This window comes from Micromonospora sp. PRAS1, from assembly GCF_059553435.1.
Window position 1 is genome coordinate 168,806 of record NZ_JCANNB010000012.1, and the last position, 23,248, is coordinate 192,053.

Consider the following 23,248-nt stretch of genomic DNA (forward strand, 5'->3'; position numbering starts at 1 on the left):
TGACCGGCCGGGCGCACGCGGCCGGTTCAGTCCTCGCTCGCGGCCGCGCCGGCCCCGGCGAGGACGGCGGCCAACTGGTTCCGATCGGTCACCCCCAACCGGGGGCAGATGTGCTCCAGCTGCGATCCGACGGTGCGGTGCGAGATGAACAGGCGCTGGGCGATCTCCCGGTCGCTCATGCCCCGCGAGGCCAGGACCGCGATCCGCAGCTCCTGGGCGGAGAGCCGCTCGCCGATGTGCCGGTGCCGCCGGCCGCCCGTCTCACCCGTGGCCCGCAACTGCTCCCGGGCCGCTTCGGCCCAGTATCGGGCGCCGAGCCGGTCGAACTCGTCGCGGGCCGTGCGCAGCGGCTCGCGGGCGTCGAGGTGCCGGCGTCGGGCGAGGAGCCAGCGCCCATGATGCAACCGCAACCGGGCCCGGATCAGCCGGCAGCCGGCCGGTAGCTCGGCCGACGCGGCGGCGTACCGCTGCCCCGCCTCGCCGTCGGGAGCGAGCACGGCGCTGGTGTAGGCGTGCGCCGCCGTCATCATCTCCGAGGGCAGCATCCGGGCCAGCCCGGGCAGGTCGGCCAGGAGTTCCCGGGCCGCCTCGACGGCACCTGCGGCCACCGCAGCGTCGGCCAGGTCCGGCGCCACCAGCCAGCGACTCACCGAGTGGTGGTGCGGGTCGGCCGGGTCGAAGGCACAAGCGAGGAGGTCGTACGCGGTGCTGGCCTGCCCGGCGAAGAGGGCGAGCAGGCCGTCGACCTGCTGCGCCATCACGGTGGCGAACGGCATGTACCGGAACAGTTCGGCGGCCCGTAGCTCCTGCACCAGCCGCTGTGCCGTCGCCGTCTCGCCCCGCAACGCCGCCACCAGCCCTGCCGTCGCCGTCAGCCCCAACAGTGCGATCGTCTCGCCGGTCTCCTTGGCCAGCAGGTAACCCTCCTCCGACTCGGCCCGCGCCTGATCCAGCTGACCCAGGTAGACGCGGGGCCACGAGCCGGCCAGTGCGCGGGCGAGCAGCCCGAGCCGCCCCTGTGCCCGCCAGGTCGCGGCAGCCTGGGCGAGGTACCGGGTGCTGCGGGTGAAGTCGCCGAGAACCATCGCGCCGGTACCGAGGAAGTGCATGGTCCTGCCGTCCTGATGCTCCGGCGCGCCGACGTCGAGGCGGGCCAGCACGTCGGCGCCCCGCCGGTACGGCTCGGTGTACGCCCCCACCGCCAGCACGTGCGCGCTGTCCCGGTCGGCGTCCCACCGGTCCAGCTCGGCGGCCGCCTCCGCCCGGGTCTGCGCGTCACCGTCCTGGAAGAAGCAGCGTGCCGCGGCCCGCCACAGCAGGTTCTCCGCGACGTCCCGAGCCCTCTCGTCGAAGGCGCCGGCCGCCGCGCGGACCATGTCCCGAATCCGCTGGCGGGGCTGGTCCGGTTCGAACGCGGCGTTGTCGGAGACCAGCAGGAGACGGGCGCGTTCGACCGGACCGAGCACGTTCAGGTCAGCGCGGGCCAGCAGCATCCGGGTGTGCTGGCGGTCGTTGAGGTCGCTGGACAGCTCCGCCGCCCGGACCAGGATCCGGGTGCGGCGACGGGTACCGGTCACCAGACCCGCCGCCCGGCTCAGCGCCGGTACGGCCGCAGCCACCTTGCCCTGGGCCTGCGCGGCTTCGGCGAAGCGTTCGAGCCGGTCGGCCAGCTGTTCGTCCGGGCCGAGGGTGGCCGCGACGAGATGGGCGAGCTGCCGCTCGGGAACATCGCCCAGCACCGTGGCCAGGGCCCGGTGCACGGCGAGCCGGTCGGCGAGCGCCGCCCGTTCGTAGATGGCCGAGCGCATCAACGGATGCCGGAACTCGGGCTTTCCCTCGACGAACGCGACAAGTTCCGCGTCGACGGCCTCCCGCAGCACGTCCTCGGTCACCACCGGGCCGACGAGCTGGTTCGACACCGCCAACAGCCGGTCCATCGGCGCGGTCGGTTCCGCGGCCAGGACCAGCAGGAAGGTACGACAGGCGGCGCTGGCCTCGTCGGTGCGGGCGGCGAAGGCGGCCTCCAGCCGCTGGGTCAGGGGCAGTTCCCGCACCCCCTGGTGGGCGCCCTGCGCCGCCTTGGGCAGCTCGACCAGGGCGAGCGGGTTGCCCGCGGAACGTTCCAGGATCAGCGCCCGCACCGTCGGCGACAGGTCCGGCGCGCCGGCGTCGAGCAGCTCGGCGGCGGCCGTCCGGCCGAGGGGTTCGAGGTGCAGCTCCGGCTGGTTCATCGTGCCGCGCCAGTCGGAGCCGTCGGTACGCGCGGCGCCCAGCACCAGGATGGCGTGGTCACGGGCGCGCCGGGCGACGAAGCCCAGCACCTCCCGGCTGGGGGAGTCGAACCACTGGAGGTCGTCGCAGAGCAGCAGGAGGGGCTGCCGGTCGGCGCGGTCCGCGAGCAGTTCCAGCACCGCGAAGGCCACCCGGTACGCGTCCGGTTGGCTCTCCGCGCCACCGAACGCACCGCGCAGGGCCAGCCGGTGTGCCTCCGGCAGTTCCTCGACGTGGCGGGAAACGGGTTGCAGCAGCAGGTGCAGCGCGGCGAAGGGGAACCACCGCTCGGTCTCCACCCCGGCCGTCGACAGCACGACGAAGCCGTGCGCGGTGGCGTCGGCCGCGACGGTACGCAGCAGTGCGGACTTGCCGACGCCGGCCATGCCGTGCACCAGCAGCGTCGACCCGCGCCCGGCGGCCGCCTCGGCGAGCAGCCGGCGCATGGCCCGCAGCTCGACGTCCCGGCCGATCATCGTCGACGCGGCGGGCGCGTGACCGGTGCCGTCCCGGCCGTTGCGTCGAGGGGCCTCGGGTGACGGTCGAGGCGGTACGGGTGCCGCCGGAGCCGGCACCGCGGCGCGTTGGTGCAGCAGCCGGTCGTACGCGTCGAGCAGTTCCGGGCCGGGACTGATGCCTAGTTCGTCGCGGAGCCGCCGGCGAATCTCCTGGAACAGGTCGAAGGCCTCCGCCTGCCGGCCGTCGGCGGCCAGCGCCAGCACGAGCCGGGCCTGCAACGCCTCGTCCAGCGGATCCTGGCCGGTCGCCTGGCGCAGCACCGGAATCACCGGGTGCACCTGCCCGGTCCGCAGCGCGGTGTCGGCGGCGTCCCGCACCGTGTGGGCCCGCTCGGCCTCCAGGGCCACGAATGTGGGATGGGTACGCGAGGTCGGTTCCAGGCCGGCGGCGCACCGGCCCTGCCACAGCGCCAACGCCTCGAGGTGCAGCCGTACCGCCTGGTGTGGATCGGTCGCTGCCCTGGCCAGTGCCGTCAACCTGCGGAAACGCAGCAGGTCCAGCGAATCCTCGTCGACCCGGAGCTGATACCCGGCCGCCTGCCGGATCAGATATCGGCCGGTGGCCCGGACCGGCAGGTCGGGCTCGATCAGCCGGCGGAGCGCACCGATGTAGCGGTGTACGACGTTTACCGCGCTCGCCGGTGGGTCCTCGTCCCAGACCGCGTCGATCAGCTCGGTCAGGCTCACCACCGACCCGGTCCCGGCCAGCAGCAGGGCGAGTACGAGTCGCTGCTGCCGGCCGCCGAGGTCGAGGTCGGTCGAGCCGCGCTGGACGCGTACCGGTCCAAGGATCCTGAACTGGACGTCCGTCATGCGCCGGGTGCGCCTTCCCGAGCCGGACGGTGCCGGTCGTCAAGAGTCGTTCCCACGTGATGCCTCCGTTCACCGCTGTCGGCAGCCGAGACATGGTGGAGTGCCGGGTTGTGACACCAACCGGGAGTGATCCAGGCCATACTTCCCGGCCGGTGTCGCGGGTAGTGCCGACGTCACTTGGCGGTCACTTTCGCCGGCACTTCTTCGGAACTTCTTCCGCACTGCGCGCTCCTAGCGTCAGGGACACCGAGAGTCACCGACCAGGAGGCGTCGATGTCCCAAGCCGTTCTCGAATCGACCCACCCCGACCACCTCGCCGACTTCCTCGACGTACGCGACCGGCTGCTGCGGATCGCCCGCCGCATCGTCGGCGAGGAGGGCGACGCCGAAGACGTCGTGCAGGACGCGTGGCTGCGCTGGGATCGCTCGGACCACCGCGACGTCCGCAACGCGCCGGCTTTTCTCTACCGGACGACCACCCTGCTGTCGATCAACGCGATCCAGACGGCGCACGTACGCCACCGCAGTTCGACGGCGGCCTGGCAGGTGGAGCGGCCGGACCGGGGCGACGACCCGGCGACGGTTGTGGAACGGGCGGAGGAACTGCGCGGCGCGATCCGGCTGCTCGTCGAGCGACTCGCACCCCGGGAGCGGTGCGTCTACATGCTGCGGGAGGCATTCGGCTATCCGCACCGGCAGATCGGCGACGTGCTCGGACTGACCGAGGCCAACGCCCGCCAGCTGCACCGGCGGGCCCGGGTCCGGCTGGCCTCCGACACCGGCCGACCGGCCCCGCCGGTGGAACAGATCAGGCTGCTCGCGGCATTCTGGGACGTCGCGCACACCGGCGACCCGACCGCGCTCGTCGAGCTGGCGAAGGCCGCGGAGCGCAGCTAGGACGGGCCGTTCGGGTCAATGCCGGCGTCGGCGAAGGCGCCGAGCTTGTCCGGGTTCAGCAGCCACCACAACTGCTCGATGCCGGCCTCGGAGCCCATGACCGTGAGGATGCCGATCAGCCGGTCACCCCGGCGCAGCGCGGCGGCGGTCTGCCCGTTCGTGGTGACCCAACCGACGTCCACCCCCACCCAGAACCAGCTCGAAACCGTCGCGACGAACCGCGCCAGACGGGCTCCACCAACGATCGACCTGCGGGCAACCCGTCGGGCGCCGTTACCGTCGGAGATGCTTACCGCATCGGCCGCGAACAGCCGCTCCAGCGCGTCGAGATCACCGCTGCGGGCGGCGTCGAGGAAGGCCGCAAGCAGTTGCCGCTGGGCGGCCTCCGGCACCGTCGCCTTCCGCTCGTCGGCGATGTGCCGACGGGCCCGGCTGACCAGCTGGCGGACCGCCGGCTCGGTGGAGTGCAGGACCTCGGCGATCTGCGCGTACGGGTAGACGAACGCCTCGCGCAGCACGTACGCCGCCCGTTCGTGCGGCGTCAGCCGCTCCATCAGCCTCAGCACCGCGAGTTCCAGCGCCTCCCCGCGCTCGGCACCGAGCAGCGGATCCGCACTCGTGTCGACCGGCTCCGGCAGCCACGGCCCGAGGTAGGTCTCCCGGCGCGCCCGCGCCGAGTGCAGCTCGTTGATGGCCAGTCGGGTCGTGGTCGTCGCCAGGAACGCCCGCGGACTGCTCACCACGGTGCGATCCGTCGCCTGCCACCGCAGCCAGACGTCCTGGAGCAGGTCCTCGGCCTCGCTGACGCTGCCGAGCATCCGGTACGCGATCCCGAACAGGCGTGGTCGTACCGCCGTGAAGACCGACGCAGCCTCGTCGAGATCCCCCGCCACCGTTCCTCCCCACGGTCACCCGTGCGCACAGGCTATCCGCCTGTCACAGACCCGGGGGCCGCCCGGTCTCCACCATCGACAGGCACGTCATCAGCGAGAGGCAGGCACATGACCGAGCACGTTCTGGAGCCGGCGGCGCAGGAGATCGCCGACGCCACAAGCAAACCCCCGTTCCTGTACGAGATCGGTGTCGACGCCGCCCGCCAGGTGCTCGACGACCTCCAGGCCGCGCCGATCGACAAGCCCGACGTGGCCGACAAATGGATCACCGTCCCGGCCGCGGTGGGTGACGTCCGGGTACGCATCGTCAAGCCGGTCGGCACCACCGGCCCGCTACCGGCGATCCTGTACGTCCACGGCGGCGGCTGGATCCTCGGCAACGCCGGCACCCACGACCGGCTGGTCCGCGAGCTGGCGGTCGGCGTCGGCGCCGCGGTCGTCTTCGTGGAGTACGACCGCTCGCCCGAGGCCCGCTATCCGGTCGCCATCGAGCAGGCGTACGCCACCGCGCAGTGGATCACCAAGAAGGGCGCGACCGAAGGGCTCGACGCCTCCCGGCTCGCCGTCGCCGGCGACTCGGTCGGCGGCAACATGGCCGCGGCACTGGCCATCCTCGCCAAGCGGCGCGGCGACGTCACCTTCATTCACCAGTCGCTGTACTACCCGGTCACCGACGCGGGACAGGACACCGACAGCTACCGCGAGTTCGCCGACGGGCCGTTCCTGCTGGCGAAGAGCATGGCGTGGTTCTGGGACGCCTACCTCCCGGAGGTGGAGAGGCGCTCGGAGATCACCGCCTCCCCGCTCCGGGCCACCCTCGACGACCTCGCCGGCCTTCCGGAGGCGTTCGTCGTCGTGGACGAGAACGACGTGCTCCGCGACGAGGGGGAGGCCTACGCCCGCAAGCTCACCGCAGCCGGGGTCCGCACCACGAGCGCGCGCTACAACGGCGCGATCCACGACTTCATGATGCTCAACCCGGTCCGTGGCACCGCCGCCACGACCGCCGCGATCGAGCAGGCCAGCCACGTCCTGCGCAAGGCCTTCCGCCGAGAGGGGAACTGACATGTCCACAGTTGTTCTGGTGCACGGCGCCTTCGCCGAATCCGCGAGCTGGTCCGGCGTCGTCGAGGAGCTGACCGCGGCCGGTCACCACGTCGTGGCGGTCGCCAACCCGCTGCGCAGCCTCGCCGGCGACGCCGCCTACGTCCGCGACGTGATCGCCAGCACCGGCGGCCCGGTGGTGCTGGTCGGCCACTCGTACGGCGGCATGGTGATCACCGAGGCCGCGGCCGGCTCCGACGCCGTCACCGCCCTCGTCTACGTCTGCGCGTTCGCGCCGGCGACCGGCGAGTCCGCGCTGGAGCTGTCGACGAAGTTTCCCGGCAGCACCCTCGGCGACGCGCTCGCCACGTACCCGCTCTCGACCGGCGGCACCGACCTGGCCATCCGCACGGACGCGTTCCATCAGCAGTTCGCCGCCGACGTGCCCGAGCAGGAGGCCGCCGTCATGGCCGCAACCCAACGCCCGGTCACCCAGGAGGCGCTAGCTGCCGGCCTGGTCGCCGAGCAACCGGCCTGGACGACGATCCCCTCCTGGTTCGTCTTCAGCGACCAGGATCGCAACATCCCGGTCGCCCTGCACCGGTTCATGGCCGAGCGGGCCGGCGCCCACGCCGTACGCGAGATCACGGGTGCCTCACACGCGCTGAGCGTCTCCCAGCCCACCGAGGTCGCCGACATGATCCTCGAAGCCCTCAAATAACCCTCCGGCGGGGTCGGTGTCCCGGTTCGGCCGGGGCACCGACCCGCGGTGTCGCCCGTCCTGATCAGTCCTTCTCGGCCTCGGCGGCGACGTCGCTCAACGCGATCCGGTTCGGCAGCCCGGTCTTGACGATGAGGCTGGAGACGTGCCGCTCGACCGTACGGGGCGACAGGTGCAGCCGCTCGGCGATCTCGCGGTTGCTCAACCGGCCGGCCAGCAGCCGCAGCACCTCCAGCTCGCGTACGGTGACGCCCACCGCCCGCAGCGTCGACGGGATCTCCCCGGCACCCCGCCGACGTTGGGCCACCCGGGCGCCCGCCTGGCGCAGCAGCGTACGACAGGCGTGCGCGACCGGTGCGACGTTCGCCTGGTGGAAGTAGTCCTCGGCGGCCCGTAGCCACTCCACCGGGGCGCCCCAGCCGTCGGCGAGCGCCGACTCGGCGACCAGCCGCAGTGCCAGATGCCGCCCCATCGCGTAGAGGGAGGCGACCTGGATCGCCTCGACCATGGTGGCGGCGGCGGCCTCGTGCCGGCCGGCGCGGCCGAGCAGGACCGCCCGAGCGAAGAGCGCGAACTGCCGATCCCAGCGCAGCTGGCTCGCGGGAGTGGCGGTGATCTGCTCGTACTCCGCCCAACTGATCTCGTCGGCCATGGCCCGCAGCAGCAGATGGAGACCGAACCGCCCGCTCAGGTGGAACACGGTCGGGCTGGTCTCCTCCGCCCGGACCGCCAGCGACAACTCGGCAAGCGCCTGCGGGCGGTCCTCCTCCAGCAGCGCGCAGAACGCGCCGGCCAGGCCGTGGACCCGCTGGATGTGCAGGCTCTCGTCGCCGCCCCAGTGCTGGAACTCGGTCAACGCGTCCCGCATCTGCGTCCGCTGGCCCCGATGCGCGGCGAGCACCGCCCGCAGCAGCAGCGTGTACTGGGTGGTTTCCATCAGCTTCAGGCGGGTGGTCGCGGTGAGCACCTGGTCGATCAGGTCCTGTGCCGGGTCGTACGCACCTCGCATGATCAGGTGCAGCGCGATGCTCGCCTCGGCCTGCTGACGGGCGGTCACCGCGCCGGCCTGTCGGGCCCGCTCCCGGGCCTGTTCGAGCCGGTCCAGCGCGCCGTGCAGCAACGCGTCGTCGTTGCCGAGCCGGATCAGCGAGTGGACCTCCCAGATCGGCAGGTCGTGTTCGGCCGCGATCGACCGGGCCCGCTCCAGGCAGCGGGTCGCCTCGGCCGGGTCGCGGTGCCGGACCAGCGCACCGAGCAGCTGCCAGGCCTGGCAGGCCACCACCGGCAGGGGCACCGCCACGCCGACCGTGGCGGCCCGACGGGTCAGGGTCTCGGCGACCTCCAGCTGGTCCTTGCCGGGGGTGTCCAGGGCCAGGTGCGCGGCGACGATGTCGATCGGCGCCTCGTCCTCAGGAGCTGGCGTCGGACCGAGCAACTCGCGGGCGATCCGCACCTGGCCCAACGCGTCGGTCAACTGCCCGGCCACCATCGCGGTCCAGGCCAGCCGGGTGTGCAGCCGGGCCCGCCGCCGGGCGGGCAGGACGCCGACCTGTTCCGGGCTGTTGACCAGGTCAAGGGCCCGCCCGACCAGCCCGGCCTCGGCGAGCGCCTGCAGCAGCGTGTCCAGGGTGTCCGCCCGGGCCTCGGCCGACGACCCGGCCTGCAACTCCCAGGCATGGTCGAGCAGGGCGACGGCCGAGGTGGCGGCGCCCTGGGCCAGCGCCCGCCGGCCGGCCTCGGCGAAGAGCTGACCGGCCGACAGGGTGTCACCGGCGTCGAGGCGCAGCGCGGCCGAGATCTGGCACCACTCCCCGGGTAGCTCCGGATGGACCTTCGCCACCGCGTCGGCGACCCTGCGGGCCAGCTCCCGCCGGTCGGCCGAGCCGACCAGGGCCAGCAGCGACTCCTGGGTGACCCGGTGCCGGAAGGCGTACCAGTCGCTCAACTGGTCGTCCGGCGTCACCAACTGGGCGACCAGCTCACCGTTGAGATGATTGAGCAGGTCACGGTCGGTGAGGCCGGTCGCCGCCTGCACCACGGTCACCGGAAAACGCTGCCCGATCAGGGCGCCGCAGGAGAGCAGCTCACGGGCCGGCGGAGCCAGCTTCCCGATCCGGTGGGCCATGCTCCGGGTGAACGCGGCCGGCAGTGTGGCGGGCGGCTGCGAGACGAGCTCCCACCCCTGCGCCCCGCGCAGCAGCAGCCCGTCCTCCACCATGGAGGCGAGGATCTCCTCGATGAGGAACGGGTTGCCGCCGCTGCCGCCCCAGAGCAGCTCGGTCGCGGCTGACGGCAGCTCGTCGCCCGGCACGTCCAGGCACGCCCCGGCCAGGTCACGCAGGTCACCGGGGCCGAGCCGGTCCAGCGTCAGCAGGGTGCAGCGGCCCCGGCGGGCCGCCGCGCGGGCGACCTCCAGCGCCGGGGAGTCGTCGGCCCGGATGGTCCCCAGCAACAGCGTGGACTGGTGGTCGAGGTTGTCGATGAGGTATTCGACCACCATCAGCGTCTCGGCATCGGCATCCTGGAGATCGTCCAGGACCATCAGGCTGCCACGGTCCTGACCGGCGAGAGCGGCGAGCCGGAGGACGGCCTCGGCGAGGATCACCACCGACCCGTTCTCCTGGTCGGGAGGGGACACGGTGCCCCAGTCGGGCACCAGCCGCCCGAGCACCGGACCGTACGGGCCGAGCGCGGCGACGTCCACTGTGGCGGACCTGAGCAGGGAGAGCACCGCCTCGGTGAGCGGTCGCAGCGGTACCCCGGTGCAGAGCGTGCTGCCGCGCCCCCGCAACAGGCTCATCTCGGCGGAGTAGGCCAGCTCCACCGCCGCCGCGGCCAGCCGCGACTTGCCGATGCCGGCCTCTCCGACGACGAAGACCGCTCCGCCGCGGCCAGCGCGGGCAGACTCGAGCAGATCGTGCAACACGCCGAGTTCCGCATCGCGACCTACCATCATGCGGGATCGGCACTGCACGGCGGTAACGATAGCGAGGCGGTCCGTGATTCACCACGGTCGACAGTGGATCCAAACAGGCGGATTTCTGCCGCGATCGGACGGACCGCCGCGCTGACCGGACGGTTTTCGCCGTTACATTTCGAACGTCGGGCAGCAGGTGATGACCGGTGCGGTGGACACGTCGGCGCCACCTGCGGCGTCCCCGGCGATCAGTTGCCCCACCAGCAGGCCAACCGGAACGGCGAGTCCGGCCAGCGCCGCCGTACGCAGTCCGAAGGTGACCAGCGGGCTGGTCCGCGGCTCCCCGACCGGGTGCGCCTCGGCGGTGTCGTCGATACGGGCGAGGTCGGTGGCGAGGTCGTCAGACATGTTCTTTCTCCTCAATCGGGTGGTTTGGTGCACGATGGTCAGCGGCTTCGGCTGACCGTGGGTTCGGTTCCAACAGCAGCGCGGACGGTATCCGCGTGGGTAGGCCGAAGCGCAGCAGCCCGTAGCCGATGCCGGAGAGCCCGGTCAGCAGGCCCGGGGTGAGCACTCCGTCGGGCGTACCGCAGTAGCGGGTCTGCCATTGCAACGCGTCAAGGATCAGGGTCGCCCGCCGACGTAGCGCGGCGGCTGCCGCCGGCCCGGCCGGCCCGGTGGCCAGCGCGGTGAGCGCCTCGCCGATGCCCGCCTCGCCATGGCAGAGGCTGAGGTCGCGCGACGGTGGCCGGTCGGCCAACCCCCGGACCAGGCGGGACAGCTCCGGGACAGCGGCTCCGCCGGGGGCACCGGCGTCGCAGCCGGTGAGCGCGAGGGCCAGACCGGCGCTGCCGACACACCACCCGGCAGAGTCCGCCGGTGTGCGTACGGCGTGCCGCAGCGCCACCCGCGCGGCGTCGGCGTGCCGGGGGGACCCTGCGCCGGTGTCGTAGTACCGGTGCAGGGCGTACGCGATGCCTGCCGTGCCGGCCGCGAAGCCGGCCGGGCGCTGCGGAGTGTCGAAACCCTCCACCGCCTCGGCCAACCGGTCGGCACAGCTGCCGGCCAGCGCCGCCGCCCGGTCATGGCCCAGTTCGGCGTGGATCGCGGACATCGCGGCCAGGCAGCCGGCCCGGCCGGTGGCCCAGTCGTCGGCGGCGGTGTCGACGGCGGCTACCTCGGCCAGCTCGACCGCCTGGTCGACCCACCGGCCGATGCCGGGGTCGTCGAGCAGGACGGAGAGCCGGGCCAGGCCGTAGGCCACCCCGCCCAGGCCGTGCAGGCCGCCGCAGTCGATCGCGGTGACCAGCTCCGGCCGCGCGGAGAGCAGGTCGAGCAGGCGGGGCGTCGCGGTGACCGCCCGGCGGGCCACCTCGGCGTACCGGGCGACGCCGCTGACCTGGGCGAGCTGGCCGAGGAAGAGCGCGACGCCGAGGTACCCGTTGGCCAGGCTCGCGCCCATCGGCAGCAGCAGCCACTGCCGGTCGTCGACCAGCTCCAGGCCGAGCCAGTTCACCCGATCCCGGCCCGGCGCGCCCCGGGCCACGAGCTGGTCGGCGATCGCGCACGCCGCCGCGACCAGCCGTTCGGTGGGCGCTGCCGTGCCGTGCAACGGACCCGGCAGCGGGGCGGCGTCCCGATGACCGCCGACCGGCCGGCGGGTGGCCAGACTGGCCAGGATGATCCACTCCTGGTCCTGCCGGTCGGCCTCGCCGAGCCGGGCGAGCTGGTCCAGCGCGGTCTGCACGCCGCTGCGGTGCAGCGGCACCGCGGTCGGCTCGCCGTCGGCCCACACCTGCCGGCCGTCGGCCCGGGCGTGGAAGTAGGGCACGTCGCCGCGCCACAGCGCCACCAGGTCGTGGTGTGCGAAGGCCGGATCACCGGGGAACTGGGCCTGATCGTGGAGCTGGCCGAGGAAACGGTCCCGGTCCAGGCCGTCGCGCAGCAGATCCGGGTGGGTGGACTCGTCGAGCAGCATCCGGTACGTCCAGGTGGGCCGGACGACGAGGCGCACCGTCATCGCCGAGGACTCCTCGACCAGCCGGCCGAACTCCGCGCGGTGCGCCTCGATGGCGTCGTAGCCGAGCCGGAAACCGGCAAGCATCGCTGCGGCGTGCTCCTCCGGATCGACCACCCGGTCACCGAGCCGGGGCCGGTTCGACGCGCCGTCGAAGGTGCCAGCCCGGCGTACCAGGCGCATCCGGTCGGTGCCCGGGTCGGCCCAGTCGACCCGGCTGGCCGGGCTCTGCCGGCCCTGGTCACCGCCGGAGCCGGAGAGGTCCATGATGCCCTGCTCGCCGACGACGATCATCGGCAGCAACGAGGTCCGCTGCACCGAGGCGGTGAGCAGGTCGCTGGCCGGATCACCGCTGTCGGTCGCGCTCTCCCAGCGCGGCCGGAACAGCGTCTCGACGTCGATGGCCACGGGATCCTCGCCGCTGGCGATCAGGTTGTCGTAGTGCAGATCCGTGGTGTTCAGCGCGTGCGCGAGCGCGAGCAGCGCGCCCTGCCGCCGGTAGAAGCGGTCCGCGCCGTCCGGGCCGGTCAGCGCGGCGGCCTCGACGAACTCGGTCCACCCGTACTCGTGGCGTACCAGGCAGGCGACCGTACGCAGGCCCACCTCGGGAACCATCTCGTTCAGCCAGTCGACGAAGGCGGTCAGTCGGATGTCGTGGGTCAGGTCGCGGGGCTTGTAGACCAGCCGCCGACCGTCGGCGAACCGCAGGATGGCGGTGGTCCGACCGGCGCGGTGCGGGTCACCCCGGTTCTCCTCGACGGCCACCAGCGGGCCGGGATCAATGCCGTCCAGCAGGGTCCGCACCAGCTCGGCCCGGTCGGCGGCGTACCGGTCGACCAACTCCAGCCGCGCCTCGGTGACGTACCCGGTGGCCTGGCCGAGCAACCGGGCCAGGACCGGACGGTCGGTGAAGAGCGCGGCCAGCTCCGCCGGCCCGGCCAGCCGGCGGACGAAGTCGGCGAAGCGGGCGCGACCGTCGGCACCGCTCAGCTGCCCGGCCACCCGCTGGCGGTGCAGTTCCGCGACGAAGCTGCGGACGGCGAGCGAGGTCAGTTGCCATCGCAGGGTGACGCCCAGCTCGGTCTCCAGCGCGGCCAGGTCGACCTGCGCGGCGGTGGGCACCAGCCGGGCACCGCGGCGGAAGCGGGCCGTCGCGTGCTCGACCAGTGGGCGTAACGGCAGGGCGAACGCGGCCCGCCAGTCCGTCGGCACCGGAACCGACGGGGGCAGTGGCACGGCGGCGCGTACCGCGGATTCGACCGGCTCCACCCAGCACGGCGGGTCGAGCCGCGCGCCGTCGACCGGGCCGGTGTCGTCGCCCGCCCGCTCGTGCCGGGGCAGGCTGCGCGCCCACCACCCCGGGGGGAGCCGGTGCGACTGCCCCGGAACCCGGCTGTGCGGATCGTCGGCCGTCGTGATGTTCACCGGATAGAGGGTGCCAAGCGGCACCGACGAACTCATGCGTGGGATCCACCCAAATTCTCGTCGTCCCGGCTGGTCGGGACGGTATGCCGGGCGTGACCTGCGGGTTCGTCACCGGCGGGCGGTGTCGGTATCCGGGCCGGTCGGTCCGGCGTCGGATGTCGGTGCCCCGGTGCCGACCCGCGTGGCCGGGCGACGGAACTTGGGTGTCGGGTACACATGCGCCGGTGTGCGCCGGTGGCCGAGTCTCCGACCTGTCGACGGCGACCCGATCGGAGCGACTGTGGAGTTCTGCGTACTGGGGCCGGTGCGCGCCTGGCGCGACGGTGCCGAGATCCCGCTGGATGGTGCCAAACAGCGCACCGTCCTGGCCGCGCTGCTGCTCGCCAGGGGACGCAACGTCTCCGACACCCAGCTCTGCCAGCTGCTCTGGGACGAGCACCCGCCCGCGACCTTCGCCGCCCAGCTCTACAACTACGTCTCCCGGCTGCGCAAGTACCTCGGTGCCGAGGTGGAGATCCTCCGGCAGTGGTCCGGGTACGTGCTCCGGCTGGGGGAGAGCCGACTCGACCTCGAGCAGTTCGAGCGGCTGGCCGCACTGGGCCGGGACGCGCTGCGCGCCGGCCGGCCCGAGGAGGCCGCCCGTTGCCTGCACGAGGCCCTGGGGCTGTGGCGCGGCACGACGCTGGCGAACGTCACCGAGCACCTGGCCGAGGCGGAGGCGCACCGGATGACCGAGGCGCGGATGGCGGTCCTGGAGGACCGCATCAGGGCCGATCTGATGCTGGGGCGGCAGGCCGAGCTGGTGCCCGAGCTGACCGACCTGGTCGCCGCGCAGCCACTGCACGAGCAGCTGCGTGGGTTGCTGATGACCGCCCTGCTGCGCTGCGACCGCCAGGCCGACGCACTGGCGGTCTACCACGAGGGCCGGCGGGCGCTCGCCGACGAGCTGGGCGTCGACCCGGGGCCGGCCCTGACCGAGGCGTACCGGACGGTGCTGGCCCGCCCCGGGCCGCCCGCCGAGGTGACGTCCCGGGACGAGTCGGGCTGGCGGGACGTGCGCCCGGCCATGCTGCCGCCCGGTGCGCAGGACTTCTGTGGCCGGGAGGAGGAGCTGCGGGAGGTGGTCGCGTTGCTCGCCGAGCCGTCGCCCTCCGCACCGCCGCGAACCCTGCTGACCGGGATGGCCGGTGTCGGCAAGACGGCGCTGGCGCTGCGGGCCGCCCACCTGTCCCGCGGCGACTTCCCGGACGGGCAGCTCTACGTCGACCTGGGCGGCACCCGGGGCAACGCCATCGACCCGGGCGACGTGCTGGGCTGGTTCCTGCGTGGCCTGGGCAACGCCGAGCAGGTCATCCCGAGACGGCTCGACGAACGGGAGTGCCTCTATCGCAGCCAGCTGGCCGGTCGCCGGGTGCTGGTGGTGCTCGACAACGCCGCCAGCTATGCACAGGTCCGACCGTTGCTGCCCGGTGACCCGTCGTGCCGGGTGATCCTGACCTGCCGGGGCCGCCTCTCCGAGCTGCCCGGCGCCACCCGGGTCGAGGTGGGCATCCTCGATCCGGCGCAGGCGCTGAAACTGTTCGCCACGATCGTCGGCGCGCGGCGGGTGGCCGCTGAGCCCGATGCCGCACACCGGATCGTGCAGCTGTGCGGACGGCTCTCGATCGGCCTGCGGGTGGCCGCGGCCCGGCTCATCGCTCGCCCGCACTGGTCGCTGCACTACCTCGCGCAGCGGCTGGCCGACGAACGGTTCCGCCTCAACGAGCTGCGGCTGGGGACGTTGGACGTCCGGGCCCGCATCGACGGCAGCTACCAGGAGCTGGCGGCCGAGAGCCAGGTGGCGTTGCGCCGGCTGGCCCTGCTGGCGACTGCCGAGTTCCCGATCGGGGCTGCCGCCCGGGTGCTCGGCGTGCCGCACCGGGTGGGGGAGGAGGTGGCCGAGAGCCTGGTCGACGCCCGGCTGCTGGAGATCGCCGGTTCGGACGGCGCGCGGCGGCAGCGACACCGCTTCCACGACCTGGTGCGGGTCTTCGCCCGGGAGAAGGCCGATCCGGTGGACCGCCGGACCATGGCCGGCCGCTTCCCGCTCGCGGACCTGTCGCGCGTCCCCGCCTGACGGGCCGCCGGTCGCGTCGGGCCGCCGGTCGGCGGTATGGAGAAGATATAGCCGACGCCGGCACGGTCAGCTGGTGAGCAGCCTGATCCCGCCCGAGTGCGCGACCACCGCGCGGATCGACCTGACCCAGGACACCGGCGGCGAGCTCGTCGCCCGGGTCCGGCCGGACCGGAACGACCCGGTCTTCGCCGGGCACTATCCCGGCTTCCCACTGCTGCCGGGGGTGTACATCGTGGAGTACGTGCACCGCACCGTGCTCGCGGCCACGCCGGCAGCGGTTCTCATCGAACTGGTCTCCTGCCGGTTCCTCCAGACCATCGACCTCGACGACGAGCTGGTCATCACCGTCCGGAACGACGGTGGGGCGCGCCGCGGCACGATCACCGTGGCCGGTGCCCCCGCCGCCGAGGTGGTGCTGCGCTACCAGAACGGAGGCGCGTGATGCTCGACGGCGACGACATCCGGCGGCTCATCCCGCACCGGCCACCGATGCTACTGGTCGACCGGGTCAGCGAGCTGCTGCCCCGGCGCCGGCTGGTGGGCAGCTACACGGTCACCGGGACCCGGCCGCTGCCCGCCGTGCTGTTGCTTGAGTCGTGGGGGCAGGCCGCGCTGGTGCTGATCCGGCACGACCGGCCGCTGCCCGACGTGCTGACCGGTGGGGTGCCGGTCGCCGGTGCCTTCGAGGAGATCCGCTTCGGCCGGCCGGTGCGCCCCGGCGAGACGGTCGAGCACCGGGTGGAGCTGATCCGGCTGATCGCCGACACCGGCTTCGTCCAGGGCGAGAGCCTGGTCGGCTCCGAGGTGGTCATGCGGGTCGGCCGGCTGGTCGGCGCGGTGCGCCCGGCCGCCGCGCTGCGCCCGGCCCGCACATCCGAGGTGAAGGAGCCAACACATGAGTGAGATCCGACGCCCCGTCGCGCTGGTCAGCGGCGGGTCCCGGGGCATCGGCCGGGCCGTGGTCCGGCAGCTCGCCGCCGACGGGTACGACGTGGCCTTCTGCTACCAGAGCAACCAGCAGGCCGCCGAGAAGGTGGCCGCGGAGGCGGGCGAGGCCGGTGCCCGGGTGCTGGCCCGTCAGGTGGACGTCGCCGACCCGGCCCGGGTACGCGACTTCGTCACCGGCGTGGAGCGGGACCTGGGCGAGGTGGCCGCCGTGGTGACCGTCGCCGGGATCATCCGGGACCGGCCGGTGGCGATGATGGCCGACGAGGACTGGCAATCGGTGATCGACGTCAACCTCGGCGGCGTCTACCACGTGTGCCGGGCGGCGATCCGCCGGATGATGCGGCGGCGCGGTGGGGCCATCGTCGCGGTCTCCTCGGTGGCCGGCATCACCGGCAGTCCCGGCCAGACCAACTACTCGGCGTCCAAGGCCGGCATCATCGGCTTCACCAAGGCCCTGGCGAAGGAGGTTGGCCCGTACGGGATCCGGGTCAACGCGGTGGCGCCGGGGTTCATCGAGACCGACATGCTCAATGACCTGCCCGCCGGGCTGACCGAGGGCGTCGGGCAGCGGACCGCCCTCGGCCGGCTCGGCCAGCCGGAGGAGATCGCCCCGGTGGTGACTTTCCTGCTGTCGGGGCGGGCCTCCTACCTGACCGGTCAGGTGGTCACGGTTGACGGTGGTCTGACGTTCTGAGCCGCTGCGCGGCGAGCCGGTTTCGCATGACCTCCAGGCGGAGCCGGCTCGCCCGCGTCCGGGCCTGGTGTGCGGTGATCCTCGGATAGAGCGTGCCGAGCAGCCGGGTGAAGAGGTCGACCCGCCGGGCGTCCGACCCGACGATGATCTTCAGTCGGTTGCGCCGGATCCCGGCCAGGATGAGCCGGGCGGCCTGCTCGGCCGAGGTCGCCGCCTCCTGGGCGAAGCGCTCCCGGACCCCTTCGTAGCCCAGCCCTCGACCGGTCCGGGCGCTTGTGAAGATGTCGGTGCGTACGTTGCCGGGGTAGACGCAGCTGACCGTCACCGGCACCCCGCCGACCCGCATCTCCTGCCACACCGCCTCGGTGAAGCCGCGAACGGCGAACTTGGCCGCGTTGTACGCGGACTGCGCCGGCGCGGTGGTCAGCCCGTACATGCTGGAGATGTTCACCAGGTGCCCCCGGGACGTGACGAGCAGCGGCAGGAACGCCCGGGTGCCGTGCACCACGCCCCAGAAGTCGACGTCGAGCACCCAGCGCAGGTCCTCGTACCTGGCCTCGATCACCGAGGCCAGCAGGTTCACCCCGGCGTTGTTGATCACCAGGTCGGCGCCGCCGAAGTCGGCGCGGACCAACTTGGCGTGTTCCTGCACCGCAGCCTGGTCGGTGACGTCCAGCCGGTAGCTGCGCACCTCGGCACCCCGTTCGGCGCAACTCGCCGCCGTCTTGGCCAGGCCATCCTCCGCCGCGTCGGAGAGGGCCAGCCGGGCGCCCCGGGCGGCCAGCTCGACGGCGAGGGCCCGACCGATCCCCGAACCAGCTCCCGTGACGACGGCGACCTTGCCCCGGAAATCCTTCATCCACGCACCCTCTCGATCCGGCGGGCCGCCCCGGTGGCGACCCGGCTCCCGCCGGACGGTCGCGGTGCGGGCTATCTCTTTTCCATACCGGAGGCGATGTAGAGAAGTTATGAGGAGGCCGTCGAACACTCCCACCAGACGGTGCCACCAGGACACCGACCGACGTGGTGCGGAGGGAGCGATGGCACAGATGACTGGCGCGGCAATCACCGGGCTCGGGGCGTACCGGCCGAGCAGGTTGATCACCAACGAGGAGATCGCCAAGGAGACCGGGGTGACCCCGGAATGGATCGAGGAGCGGACCGGCATCCGGTCGCGCTACCGGTCCGGGCCGGAGGAGACCGTGACGATGATGGCCGCCGAGGCCGGCGGCAAGGCGCTGGCCATGGCGAACGTCGACCCGGCCGACGTGGACCTGGTCATCCTCGCCTCGGCGACGAAGAAGGACCGCATCCCGGGCGGAGCACCCGAGGTGGCCAGCCGGATCGGCATCACCGCCACCGGCGCGTTCGACCTGAACGCCGCCTGCGCCGGCTTCGCGTACTCGATCGGGATCGCGGCCAACGAGATCCGGGTGGGTGGCGCCCGCAACGTGCTTGTCGTCGGGGCGGAACAACTGAGCCGGTTCATCGACCCGGAGGACCCGGCCACGTACGTCATCTTCGGCGACGGCGCGGGCGCGGCGGTGGTCTCCCCGGCGCAGACCGACGGCATCAGCCCGGTGGTGTGGGGCAGCGACGGCCGGCGGGCCGACATCCTCGGCACCAAGTGGGACGCCAACGGTCGCGAGTTCGCCAAGATGGACGGCCCGCTGGTCTACCGGTGGTCCACCAAGAACGTGCCGAGGGTGGCCCGCAAGGTGTGCGCCTCCGCCGGTGTCGAACTGGCGGACATCGACTGGTTCGTACCGCACCAGGCGAACCTGCGCATCATCGACCAGTTGGCCGAGATCCTCGAGATCCCGGCCGAAAAGGTCGCCAAGGACGTCGTCGACACCGGCAACACGTCGGCCGCCTCGGTGCCGCTGGCGCTCAGCCGGCTGTACGAGAGCGGCCGCACCAGCCCCGGCGACCGGGTGCTGCTGCTCGGCTTCGGGGCGGGCCTCGCCTACGCCGGCCAGCTCATCCGGATGCCCTGACCACCTCATTTCCTCGAAAGGAACAGCACCATGACCATGACCGTGGACCAGGTTTCCGTAGACGTCGTGCGGCTCACCCGCAAGCTGATGACCGAGGACGTGGACCGGACGATCAGCCCCGAGGACACCTTCGTCGACCTCGGCCTGGACAGCCTCAAGCTCGTCGACCTGCTCGCCGCCGTGGAGAACCACTTCGATCTGGAGGTACCGGACGAGGAGGTCGGCAACTTCGCGAAGGTCCAGGACCTGACCAACTTCGTCCTCGCCGCCAGGTCCTCGGTGTGACCGAGGACGTCCGGCAGTTGTCGGTCGGGCAGCGGGCGCTGTGGCTGATCCACCGGCTGGCGCCGGAGAGCCCGGCCAGCAACGTGGTGCACGGCCTGCGCGTCGAGCCGGCACTCGATCCTGACCTGGTGCGCCGGGCGATGACGGCGGTGCGCTCCCGACACGACCTGCTCCGGTCCCGGTTCGTGCAGACGGACCAGGGGCCGGTGCGGATCGTGGACCCCGACCTTCCCGGCGAGGTCGAGGTCCTCGACGTGCCGGACCTGGACGACGACGAACTGCTGAGCCGCTGCAAGGAGTTCGGTGACCGGCCGCTGCGACTGGGGCAGGACGGCCCGATGCGGGTGGCGCTGCTGCTGCGGCGGACCGACTGCGTGCTGATGTTGGTCATCCACCACATCGCCACCGACTTCCACTCCCAGCGGATCGTGTGGCAGGAGTTGGCTGAGGCGTACGGGGCGTTGCAGGCCGGGCGACCGGTGGCGCTGCCGCCGGTCACCGGCAGCTACGACGACTTCCTGGCGCGGGAGCAGGCGGCGATCTCCGGCGAGCGCGGCGAGCGGCTGCGCGCGTACTGGAACGGCGTCTGCGACGGCGCCACGGCGGTGACCCTGCCGACCGACCGGCCCCGCCCACCGGTGCGCTCGTTCCGGGGCGGCGCGTTCAGCCGGGCACTCCCGGAGGACCTCGCCGGCCAACTGCGGCGGGCTGCGGCGGCGGCCGGGGTCACCCCGTACAGCGTGGTGCTCGCCGCGTTCCAGGCCACCATGTACCGCTACACCGGACTGGCCGAGTTCACCGTGGGCTGTCCCGCCTCGCTGCGTCGGGGCCGCGCGCTGCGCGGGGTGGTGGGACTGCTGGTCAACACGATCGCGCTGCGCGCGTCGTTCGCCGCGGACACCACCTTCGCCGCGGCGATCGCCGCCGCGAGCCGGCAGGTGGCCGGGAGCGTGGCCCACGCCGGCTACCCGTTCCCGCTGGTCCAGGCGGGCCGGCGCAACCAGGAGCCGGTGGTGCGAGCGACCGTCAGCCTGCTGGTTCACCAGCATGGCGACGACTTCGCCAGCGGGCGGCACCCCTTCGCCGGGCACCGGATCCGGCTGTTGGACATCCCCTACGACGAGGGCCAGTTCGACCTCTCGGCGACCCTCACGGAGCACCACGACGGCCGGCTGGAGGCCGAGTTCGGCTACGACGCCGACCTCTTCGACGAGCCGACCGTGCAGCGGCTGGCCGGGCACTTCATCCAACTGCTCCGGGTGGCCTGCACGGCACCGCAGACGGTGGTCTCCCGGGCCGCGATGGTCGACGAGACGGAACTGCGCGACCTGCTGGCGCTCGGCACGCGCTAGCCGGCGCGACGGCGATCACGCACCGGTATAGGGGCGATATAGCGCCGCTTGACAACTTCGTGGCACTAAAAGATCACTTGTGGAGGGAGGAACGGTGCGCGAGGGCATCCTCTCGACGGTCGGGAACACCCCGCTGGTACAGCTGGTCCGGTTGTTTCCGGAGTCCCCCTCCCGGATCTTCGTCAAGCTCGAACGCTTCAACCCGGGCGGCAGCATCAAGGACCGCACCGCGCTGAGCATGCTGCGCGACAAGATCGAATCCGGGGAGCTGGTGCCGGGCCGTTCGGTGGTCGTCGAGTCCAGCTCCGGCAACCTCGCCATCGGCCTGGCCCAGGTCTGCGCGTACTACGCGATCCGGTTCATCTGCGTGGTCGACCCGAAGACCACCCGGCAGAACCTGGCGATCCTGACCGCGTACCGCGCCGAGATCGAGATGGTCGAGCAGCCCGACCCGGTCACCGGTGAGTACCTGCCCGTGCGCCAGCGCCGGGTCCGCGAGCTGTGCGAGCGCATCCCGTACGCCTACCGCCCGGACCAGTACGCCAACCCGCTCAACGCCGCCGCCCAGCGGCGGACCATGGCCGAGATCGTGGCCGCGCTCGACGGGCAGGTGGACTACCTGTTCTGCTCCACCGGCACCTGCGGGACGCTTGTCGGCTGCGCCGGATACCTGCGCGATGCGGGACTTACCACCCGGGTGGTGGCGGTGGACGCGGTGGGCAGCGCCATCTTCGGCGGTCAGCCGGAATCCCGGCTGATCCCCGGGCACGGCGCCTCGATCGTGCCGCCGCTGGCGGCCCAGGCGGCACCGGACGAGATCGTGCACGTCTCCGACCTGGACTGCGTGGTCGGGTGCCGGCTGCTGCTGAACCGGGAGGCCATCCTCGCCGGCGGCTCCTCCGGTGCCACCGTCGCCGCGCTGCGTCGGCGGATCGCGCAGCTCCCGGCGGGTGCCACCGCCGTGCTGATCCTGCCGGACAACGGCGACCGCTACCTCGACACGATCTATTCCGATCAATGGGTGGTGCGGCACTTCGGCGAGATCACCCATCTGTGGAAGGACGAGTCATGCTGATCATCGGCGAGCGCGTGGTGCGGGACATCCTCGACGGCGACGACGCCCGGGTGGTGGCGCTCGTCCGGGACGCGTACCTGCTGCACGGGCAGGGCCGCAGCAGCCTGCCGCACTCGGTCTTCCTACGCTTCCCGGAACGACCCCGCGACCGGGTCATCGGCCTGCCCGCCTACCTCGGCACCGACCCGCCGGTGGCCGGGATGAAGTGGATCTCCTCCTTCCCCGGCAACCTGGACCTGGGCCTGGCCCGGGCCAGCGCCGCAATCGTGCTGAACTCGATGCACACCGGCCACCCGGTGGCTCTGGTCGAGGGGTCGATCGTCTCGGCCCGCCGTACCGCGGCCAGCGCGGCACTCGCGGCCGGCCTGCTCACCGCCGACCGTCGCCCGGACGGCCTGGCCCTGATCGGCTGCGGCCTGATCAACCGGCAGGTGCTGCGGTTCGTGGCCGAAACGGTCACCCCGCCGCCGGCCCTGACGCTGTTCGACACCGACCGGCCCCGGGCCGCGGCCTTCGCCGAGGCCGCCCGCGCGCTGCTACCCGGCGTGCCGACCACAGTGGTCGGGACCGCCGAGGAGGCGTTGGCCGCGCATCGGCTGGTCTCGATCGCCACCACGGCCACCGAACCCCACCTCGATCTGGACGCCTGCCGCCCGGGCGCGGTGCTGCTGCACCTGTCCCTGCGCGACCTGCGTCCCGAGGCGCTGCTGACGGCCCGCAACGTGGTCGACGACGCCGACCACGTCTGCCGCGAACGCACCTCGCTGCACCTGGCCGAGCAGCTCACCGGCGGCCGGGACTTCATCACCGCCACCATCGCGGAACTCGCCGACGGCCGGGTCCGGCTGCCCGCCGACGACGTACCGGTGGTGGTGTCCCCGTTCGGCCTCGGGGTGCTTGACCTCGTCCTGGCCGAACACGTCCGCGCCACCGCCGCCCGGCGGGGCCTGGGCGTACGCGTCGACGACTTCCTACCCGTGCCGGGCGCCACCGTGGCGTCCACCGGATCACCGAAGGAGTGGCTATGACCGACGACCGCAGCTACCGCGTGGTGCTCAACGACGAGGAGCAGTACTCGGTCTGGTGGACCGACCGGGAGCTGCCCGCCGGCTGGCGGGCCGAGGGCACCGAAGGCACCCGCGAGGAGTGCCTGGCCCGCATCGGCGAGATCTGGACCGACATGCGACCGCTGAGCCTGCGCCAGCGGATGGCCGCCCAGGCGGCATCTGCCTGACCGGCTGACCCGACCAGACGCCCGCGCCCGG

At 72.8% G+C, this 23,248-nt stretch carries 19 protein-coding genes; 13 read left to right on the plus strand and 6 right to left on the minus strand.

All coding sequences use genetic code 11. The features are described from left to right. Positions 1-26 precede the first annotated feature (26 nt). On the minus strand, positions 27-3,602 hold the full coding sequence (locus tag AC507J_RS14235; RefSeq protein ID WP_496289617.1) for an ATP-binding protein: 3,576 nt from the start codon (positions 3,600-3,602) through the stop codon (positions 27-29). A gap of 273 nt (positions 3,603-3,875) precedes the next feature. On the opposite strand from AC507J_RS14235, the gene AC507J_RS14240 reads away from it, so the two are divergent. After that, positions 3,876-4,499 carry a sigma-70 family RNA polymerase sigma factor gene (locus AC507J_RS14240; RefSeq protein ID WP_496289618.1) on the plus strand — a complete coding sequence of 208 codons (624 nt, stop codon included), beginning with the start codon at positions 3,876-3,878 and terminating at the stop codon, positions 4,497-4,499. On the opposite strand, the gene AC507J_RS14245 is transcribed toward AC507J_RS14240, so the two are convergent. Continuing rightward, positions 4,496-5,392, minus strand: coding sequence for an RNA polymerase sigma-70 factor (locus AC507J_RS14245; RefSeq protein WP_496289619.1), 897 nt, complete (start codon positions 5,390-5,392; stop codon positions 4,496-4,498). The genes AC507J_RS14240 and AC507J_RS14245 overlap by 4 nt on opposite strands. A gap of 108 nt (positions 5,393-5,500) precedes the next feature. Between AC507J_RS14245 and AC507J_RS14250 the strand changes: the two genes are divergently transcribed. Together AC507J_RS14250 and AC507J_RS14255 are read left to right on the plus strand one after the other, a co-directional pair. After that, positions 5,501-6,457: an alpha/beta hydrolase gene (locus AC507J_RS14250; protein ID WP_496289620.1), complete on the plus strand. Its 957-nt coding sequence runs from the start codon at positions 5,501-5,503 to the stop codon at positions 6,455-6,457. 1 nt (position 6,458) lies between these two features. Further along, a complete protein-coding gene (locus AC507J_RS14255) occupies positions 6,459-7,157 on the plus strand; it encodes an alpha/beta fold hydrolase (protein ID WP_496289621.1) in 699 nt (232 codons plus the stop codon). 64 nt (positions 7,158-7,221) lie between these two features. Here AC507J_RS14255 and AC507J_RS14260 read toward each other — a convergent pair whose 3' ends face one another. The 3 genes from AC507J_RS14260 to AC507J_RS14270 form a co-directional block, all read right to left on the minus strand. After that, positions 7,222-10,113, minus strand: a complete 2,892-nt coding sequence (locus AC507J_RS14260; RefSeq protein ID WP_496289622.1) for a helix-turn-helix transcriptional regulator — start codon at positions 10,111-10,113, stop codon at positions 7,222-7,224. Positions 10,114-10,245: 132 nt separating this feature from the next. Beyond that, a complete protein-coding gene (locus AC507J_RS14265; protein ID WP_496289623.1) occupies positions 10,246-10,482 on the minus strand; it encodes a hypothetical protein in 237 nt (78 codons plus the stop codon). Then, the gene (locus AC507J_RS14270; protein ID WP_496289624.1) at positions 10,475-13,552 is read right to left on the minus strand and encodes a type 2 lanthipeptide synthetase LanM family protein; all 3,078 of its coding nucleotides are present in this window, start codon (positions 13,550-13,552) and stop codon (positions 10,475-10,477) included. The genes AC507J_RS14265 and AC507J_RS14270 overlap by 8 nt, the downstream gene beginning before the upstream one ends. Before the next feature lie 244 nt (positions 13,553-13,796). Here AC507J_RS14270 and AC507J_RS14275 point away from each other — a divergent pair, with 244 nt between their 5' ends. The 4 genes from AC507J_RS14275 to fabG all read left to right on the plus strand — a co-directional run bounded on the left by AC507J_RS14275 (position 13,797) and on the right by fabG (position 17,274). After that, positions 13,797-15,632 carry an AfsR/SARP family transcriptional regulator gene (locus AC507J_RS14275; RefSeq protein ID WP_496289625.1) on the plus strand — a complete coding sequence of 612 codons (1,836 nt, stop codon included), beginning with the start codon at positions 13,797-13,799 and terminating at the stop codon, positions 15,630-15,632. A gap of 73 nt (positions 15,633-15,705) precedes the next feature. After that, positions 15,706-16,074 carry an ApeI family dehydratase gene (locus AC507J_RS14280; RefSeq protein WP_496289626.1) on the plus strand — a complete coding sequence of 123 codons (369 nt, stop codon included), beginning with the start codon at positions 15,706-15,708 and terminating at the stop codon, positions 16,072-16,074. Next, a complete protein-coding gene (locus tag AC507J_RS14285; protein WP_496289627.1) occupies positions 16,074-16,535 on the plus strand; it encodes a 3-hydroxyacyl-ACP dehydratase FabZ family protein in 462 nt (153 codons plus the stop codon). Before AC507J_RS14280 ends, AC507J_RS14285 begins: the two co-directional genes overlap by 1 nt. Further along, the gene (gene fabG, locus AC507J_RS14290) at positions 16,528-17,274 is read left to right on the plus strand and encodes a 3-oxoacyl-ACP reductase FabG (protein ID WP_496289628.1); all 747 of its coding nucleotides are present in this window, start codon (positions 16,528-16,530) and stop codon (positions 17,272-17,274) included. The genes AC507J_RS14285 and fabG overlap by 8 nt, the downstream gene beginning before the upstream one ends. Here the strand turns inward: fabG and AC507J_RS14295 are convergent. Then, on the minus strand, positions 17,246-18,133 hold the full coding sequence (locus tag AC507J_RS14295) for an SDR family NAD(P)-dependent oxidoreductase (protein ID WP_496289629.1): 888 nt from the start codon (positions 18,131-18,133) through the stop codon (positions 17,246-17,248). The genes fabG and AC507J_RS14295 overlap by 29 nt on opposite strands. A 190-nt stretch (positions 18,134-18,323) precedes the next feature. Here AC507J_RS14295 and AC507J_RS14300 point away from each other — a divergent pair, with 190 nt between their 5' ends. The 6 genes from AC507J_RS14300 (at position 18,324) to AC507J_RS14325 (ending at position 23,217) form a co-directional block, all read left to right on the plus strand. Further along, positions 18,324-19,271: a beta-ketoacyl-ACP synthase III gene (locus AC507J_RS14300; RefSeq protein ID WP_496289644.1), complete on the plus strand. Its 948-nt coding sequence runs from the start codon at positions 18,324-18,326 to the stop codon at positions 19,269-19,271. Positions 19,272-19,301: 30 nt separating this feature from the next. Then, the gene (locus AC507J_RS14305; RefSeq protein ID WP_496289630.1) at positions 19,302-19,556 is read left to right on the plus strand and encodes an acyl carrier protein; all 255 of its coding nucleotides are present in this window, start codon (positions 19,302-19,304) and stop codon (positions 19,554-19,556) included. Beyond that, positions 19,553-20,908 (plus strand): condensation domain-containing protein, encoded by a 1,356-nt coding sequence (locus tag AC507J_RS14310; RefSeq protein WP_496289631.1) that lies wholly within the window; start codon positions 19,553-19,555, stop codon positions 20,906-20,908. Before AC507J_RS14305 ends, AC507J_RS14310 begins: the two co-directional genes overlap by 4 nt. A gap of 106 nt (positions 20,909-21,014) precedes the next feature. Further along, positions 21,015-21,983, plus strand: a complete 969-nt coding sequence (gene sbnA / locus AC507J_RS14315; protein WP_496289645.1) for a 2,3-diaminopropionate biosynthesis protein SbnA — start codon at positions 21,015-21,017, stop codon at positions 21,981-21,983. After that, positions 21,977-23,011 carry a 2,3-diaminopropionate biosynthesis protein SbnB gene (gene sbnB / locus AC507J_RS14320; protein WP_496289632.1) on the plus strand — a complete coding sequence of 345 codons (1,035 nt, stop codon included), beginning with the start codon at positions 21,977-21,979 and terminating at the stop codon, positions 23,009-23,011. Before sbnA ends, sbnB begins: the two co-directional genes overlap by 7 nt. Next, positions 23,008-23,217 carry an MbtH family protein gene (locus tag AC507J_RS14325; protein WP_341716337.1) on the plus strand — a complete coding sequence of 70 codons (210 nt, stop codon included), beginning with the start codon at positions 23,008-23,010 and terminating at the stop codon, positions 23,215-23,217. Before sbnB ends, AC507J_RS14325 begins: the two co-directional genes overlap by 4 nt. The last annotated feature ends 31 nt before the right edge of the window (positions 23,218-23,248 follow it).

What these genes read in the sequence shown, in the direction of transcription:
- AC507J_RS14235 (WP_496289617.1), bottom strand. Translation starts at nt 3,602, where the DNA reads ATGACGGACGTCCAGTTCAGGATCCTTGGACCGGTACGCGTCCAGCGC.
- AC507J_RS14240 (WP_496289618.1), top strand. Translation starts at nt 3,876, where the DNA reads ATGTCCCAAGCCGTTCTCGAATCGACCCACCCCGACCACCTCGCCGAC.
- AC507J_RS14250 (WP_496289620.1), top strand. Translation starts at nt 5,501, where the DNA reads ATGACCGAGCACGTTCTGGAGCCGGCGGCGCAGGAGATCGCCGACGCC.
- AC507J_RS14255 (WP_496289621.1), top strand. Translation starts at nt 6,459, where the DNA reads ATGTCCACAGTTGTTCTGGTGCACGGCGCCTTCGCCGAATCCGCGAGC.
- AC507J_RS14260 (WP_496289622.1), bottom strand. Translation starts at nt 10,113, where the DNA reads ATGATGGTAGGTCGCGATGCGGAACTCGGCGTGTTGCACGATCTGCTC.
- AC507J_RS14265 (WP_496289623.1), bottom strand. Translation starts at nt 10,482, where the DNA reads ATGTCTGACGACCTCGCCACCGACCTCGCCCGTATCGACGACACCGCC.
- AC507J_RS14270 (WP_496289624.1), bottom strand. Translation starts at nt 13,552, where the DNA reads ATGAGTTCGTCGGTGCCGCTTGGCACCCTCTATCCGGTGAACATCACG.
- AC507J_RS14285 (WP_496289627.1), top strand. Translation starts at nt 16,074, where the DNA reads ATGCTCGACGGCGACGACATCCGGCGGCTCATCCCGCACCGGCCACCG.
- fabG (WP_496289628.1), top strand. Translation starts at nt 16,528, where the DNA reads ATGAGTGAGATCCGACGCCCCGTCGCGCTGGTCAGCGGCGGGTCCCGG.
- AC507J_RS14295 (WP_496289629.1), bottom strand. Translation starts at nt 18,133, where the DNA reads ATGAAGGATTTCCGGGGCAAGGTCGCCGTCGTCACGGGAGCTGGTTCG.
- AC507J_RS14300 (WP_496289644.1), top strand. Translation starts at nt 18,324, where the DNA reads ATGACTGGCGCGGCAATCACCGGGCTCGGGGCGTACCGGCCGAGCAGG.
- AC507J_RS14305 (WP_496289630.1), top strand. Translation starts at nt 19,302, where the DNA reads ATGACCATGACCGTGGACCAGGTTTCCGTAGACGTCGTGCGGCTCACC.
- sbnB (WP_496289632.1), top strand. Translation starts at nt 21,977, where the DNA reads ATGCTGATCATCGGCGAGCGCGTGGTGCGGGACATCCTCGACGGCGAC.
- AC507J_RS14325 (WP_341716337.1), top strand. Translation starts at nt 23,008, where the DNA reads ATGACCGACGACCGCAGCTACCGCGTGGTGCTCAACGACGAGGAGCAG.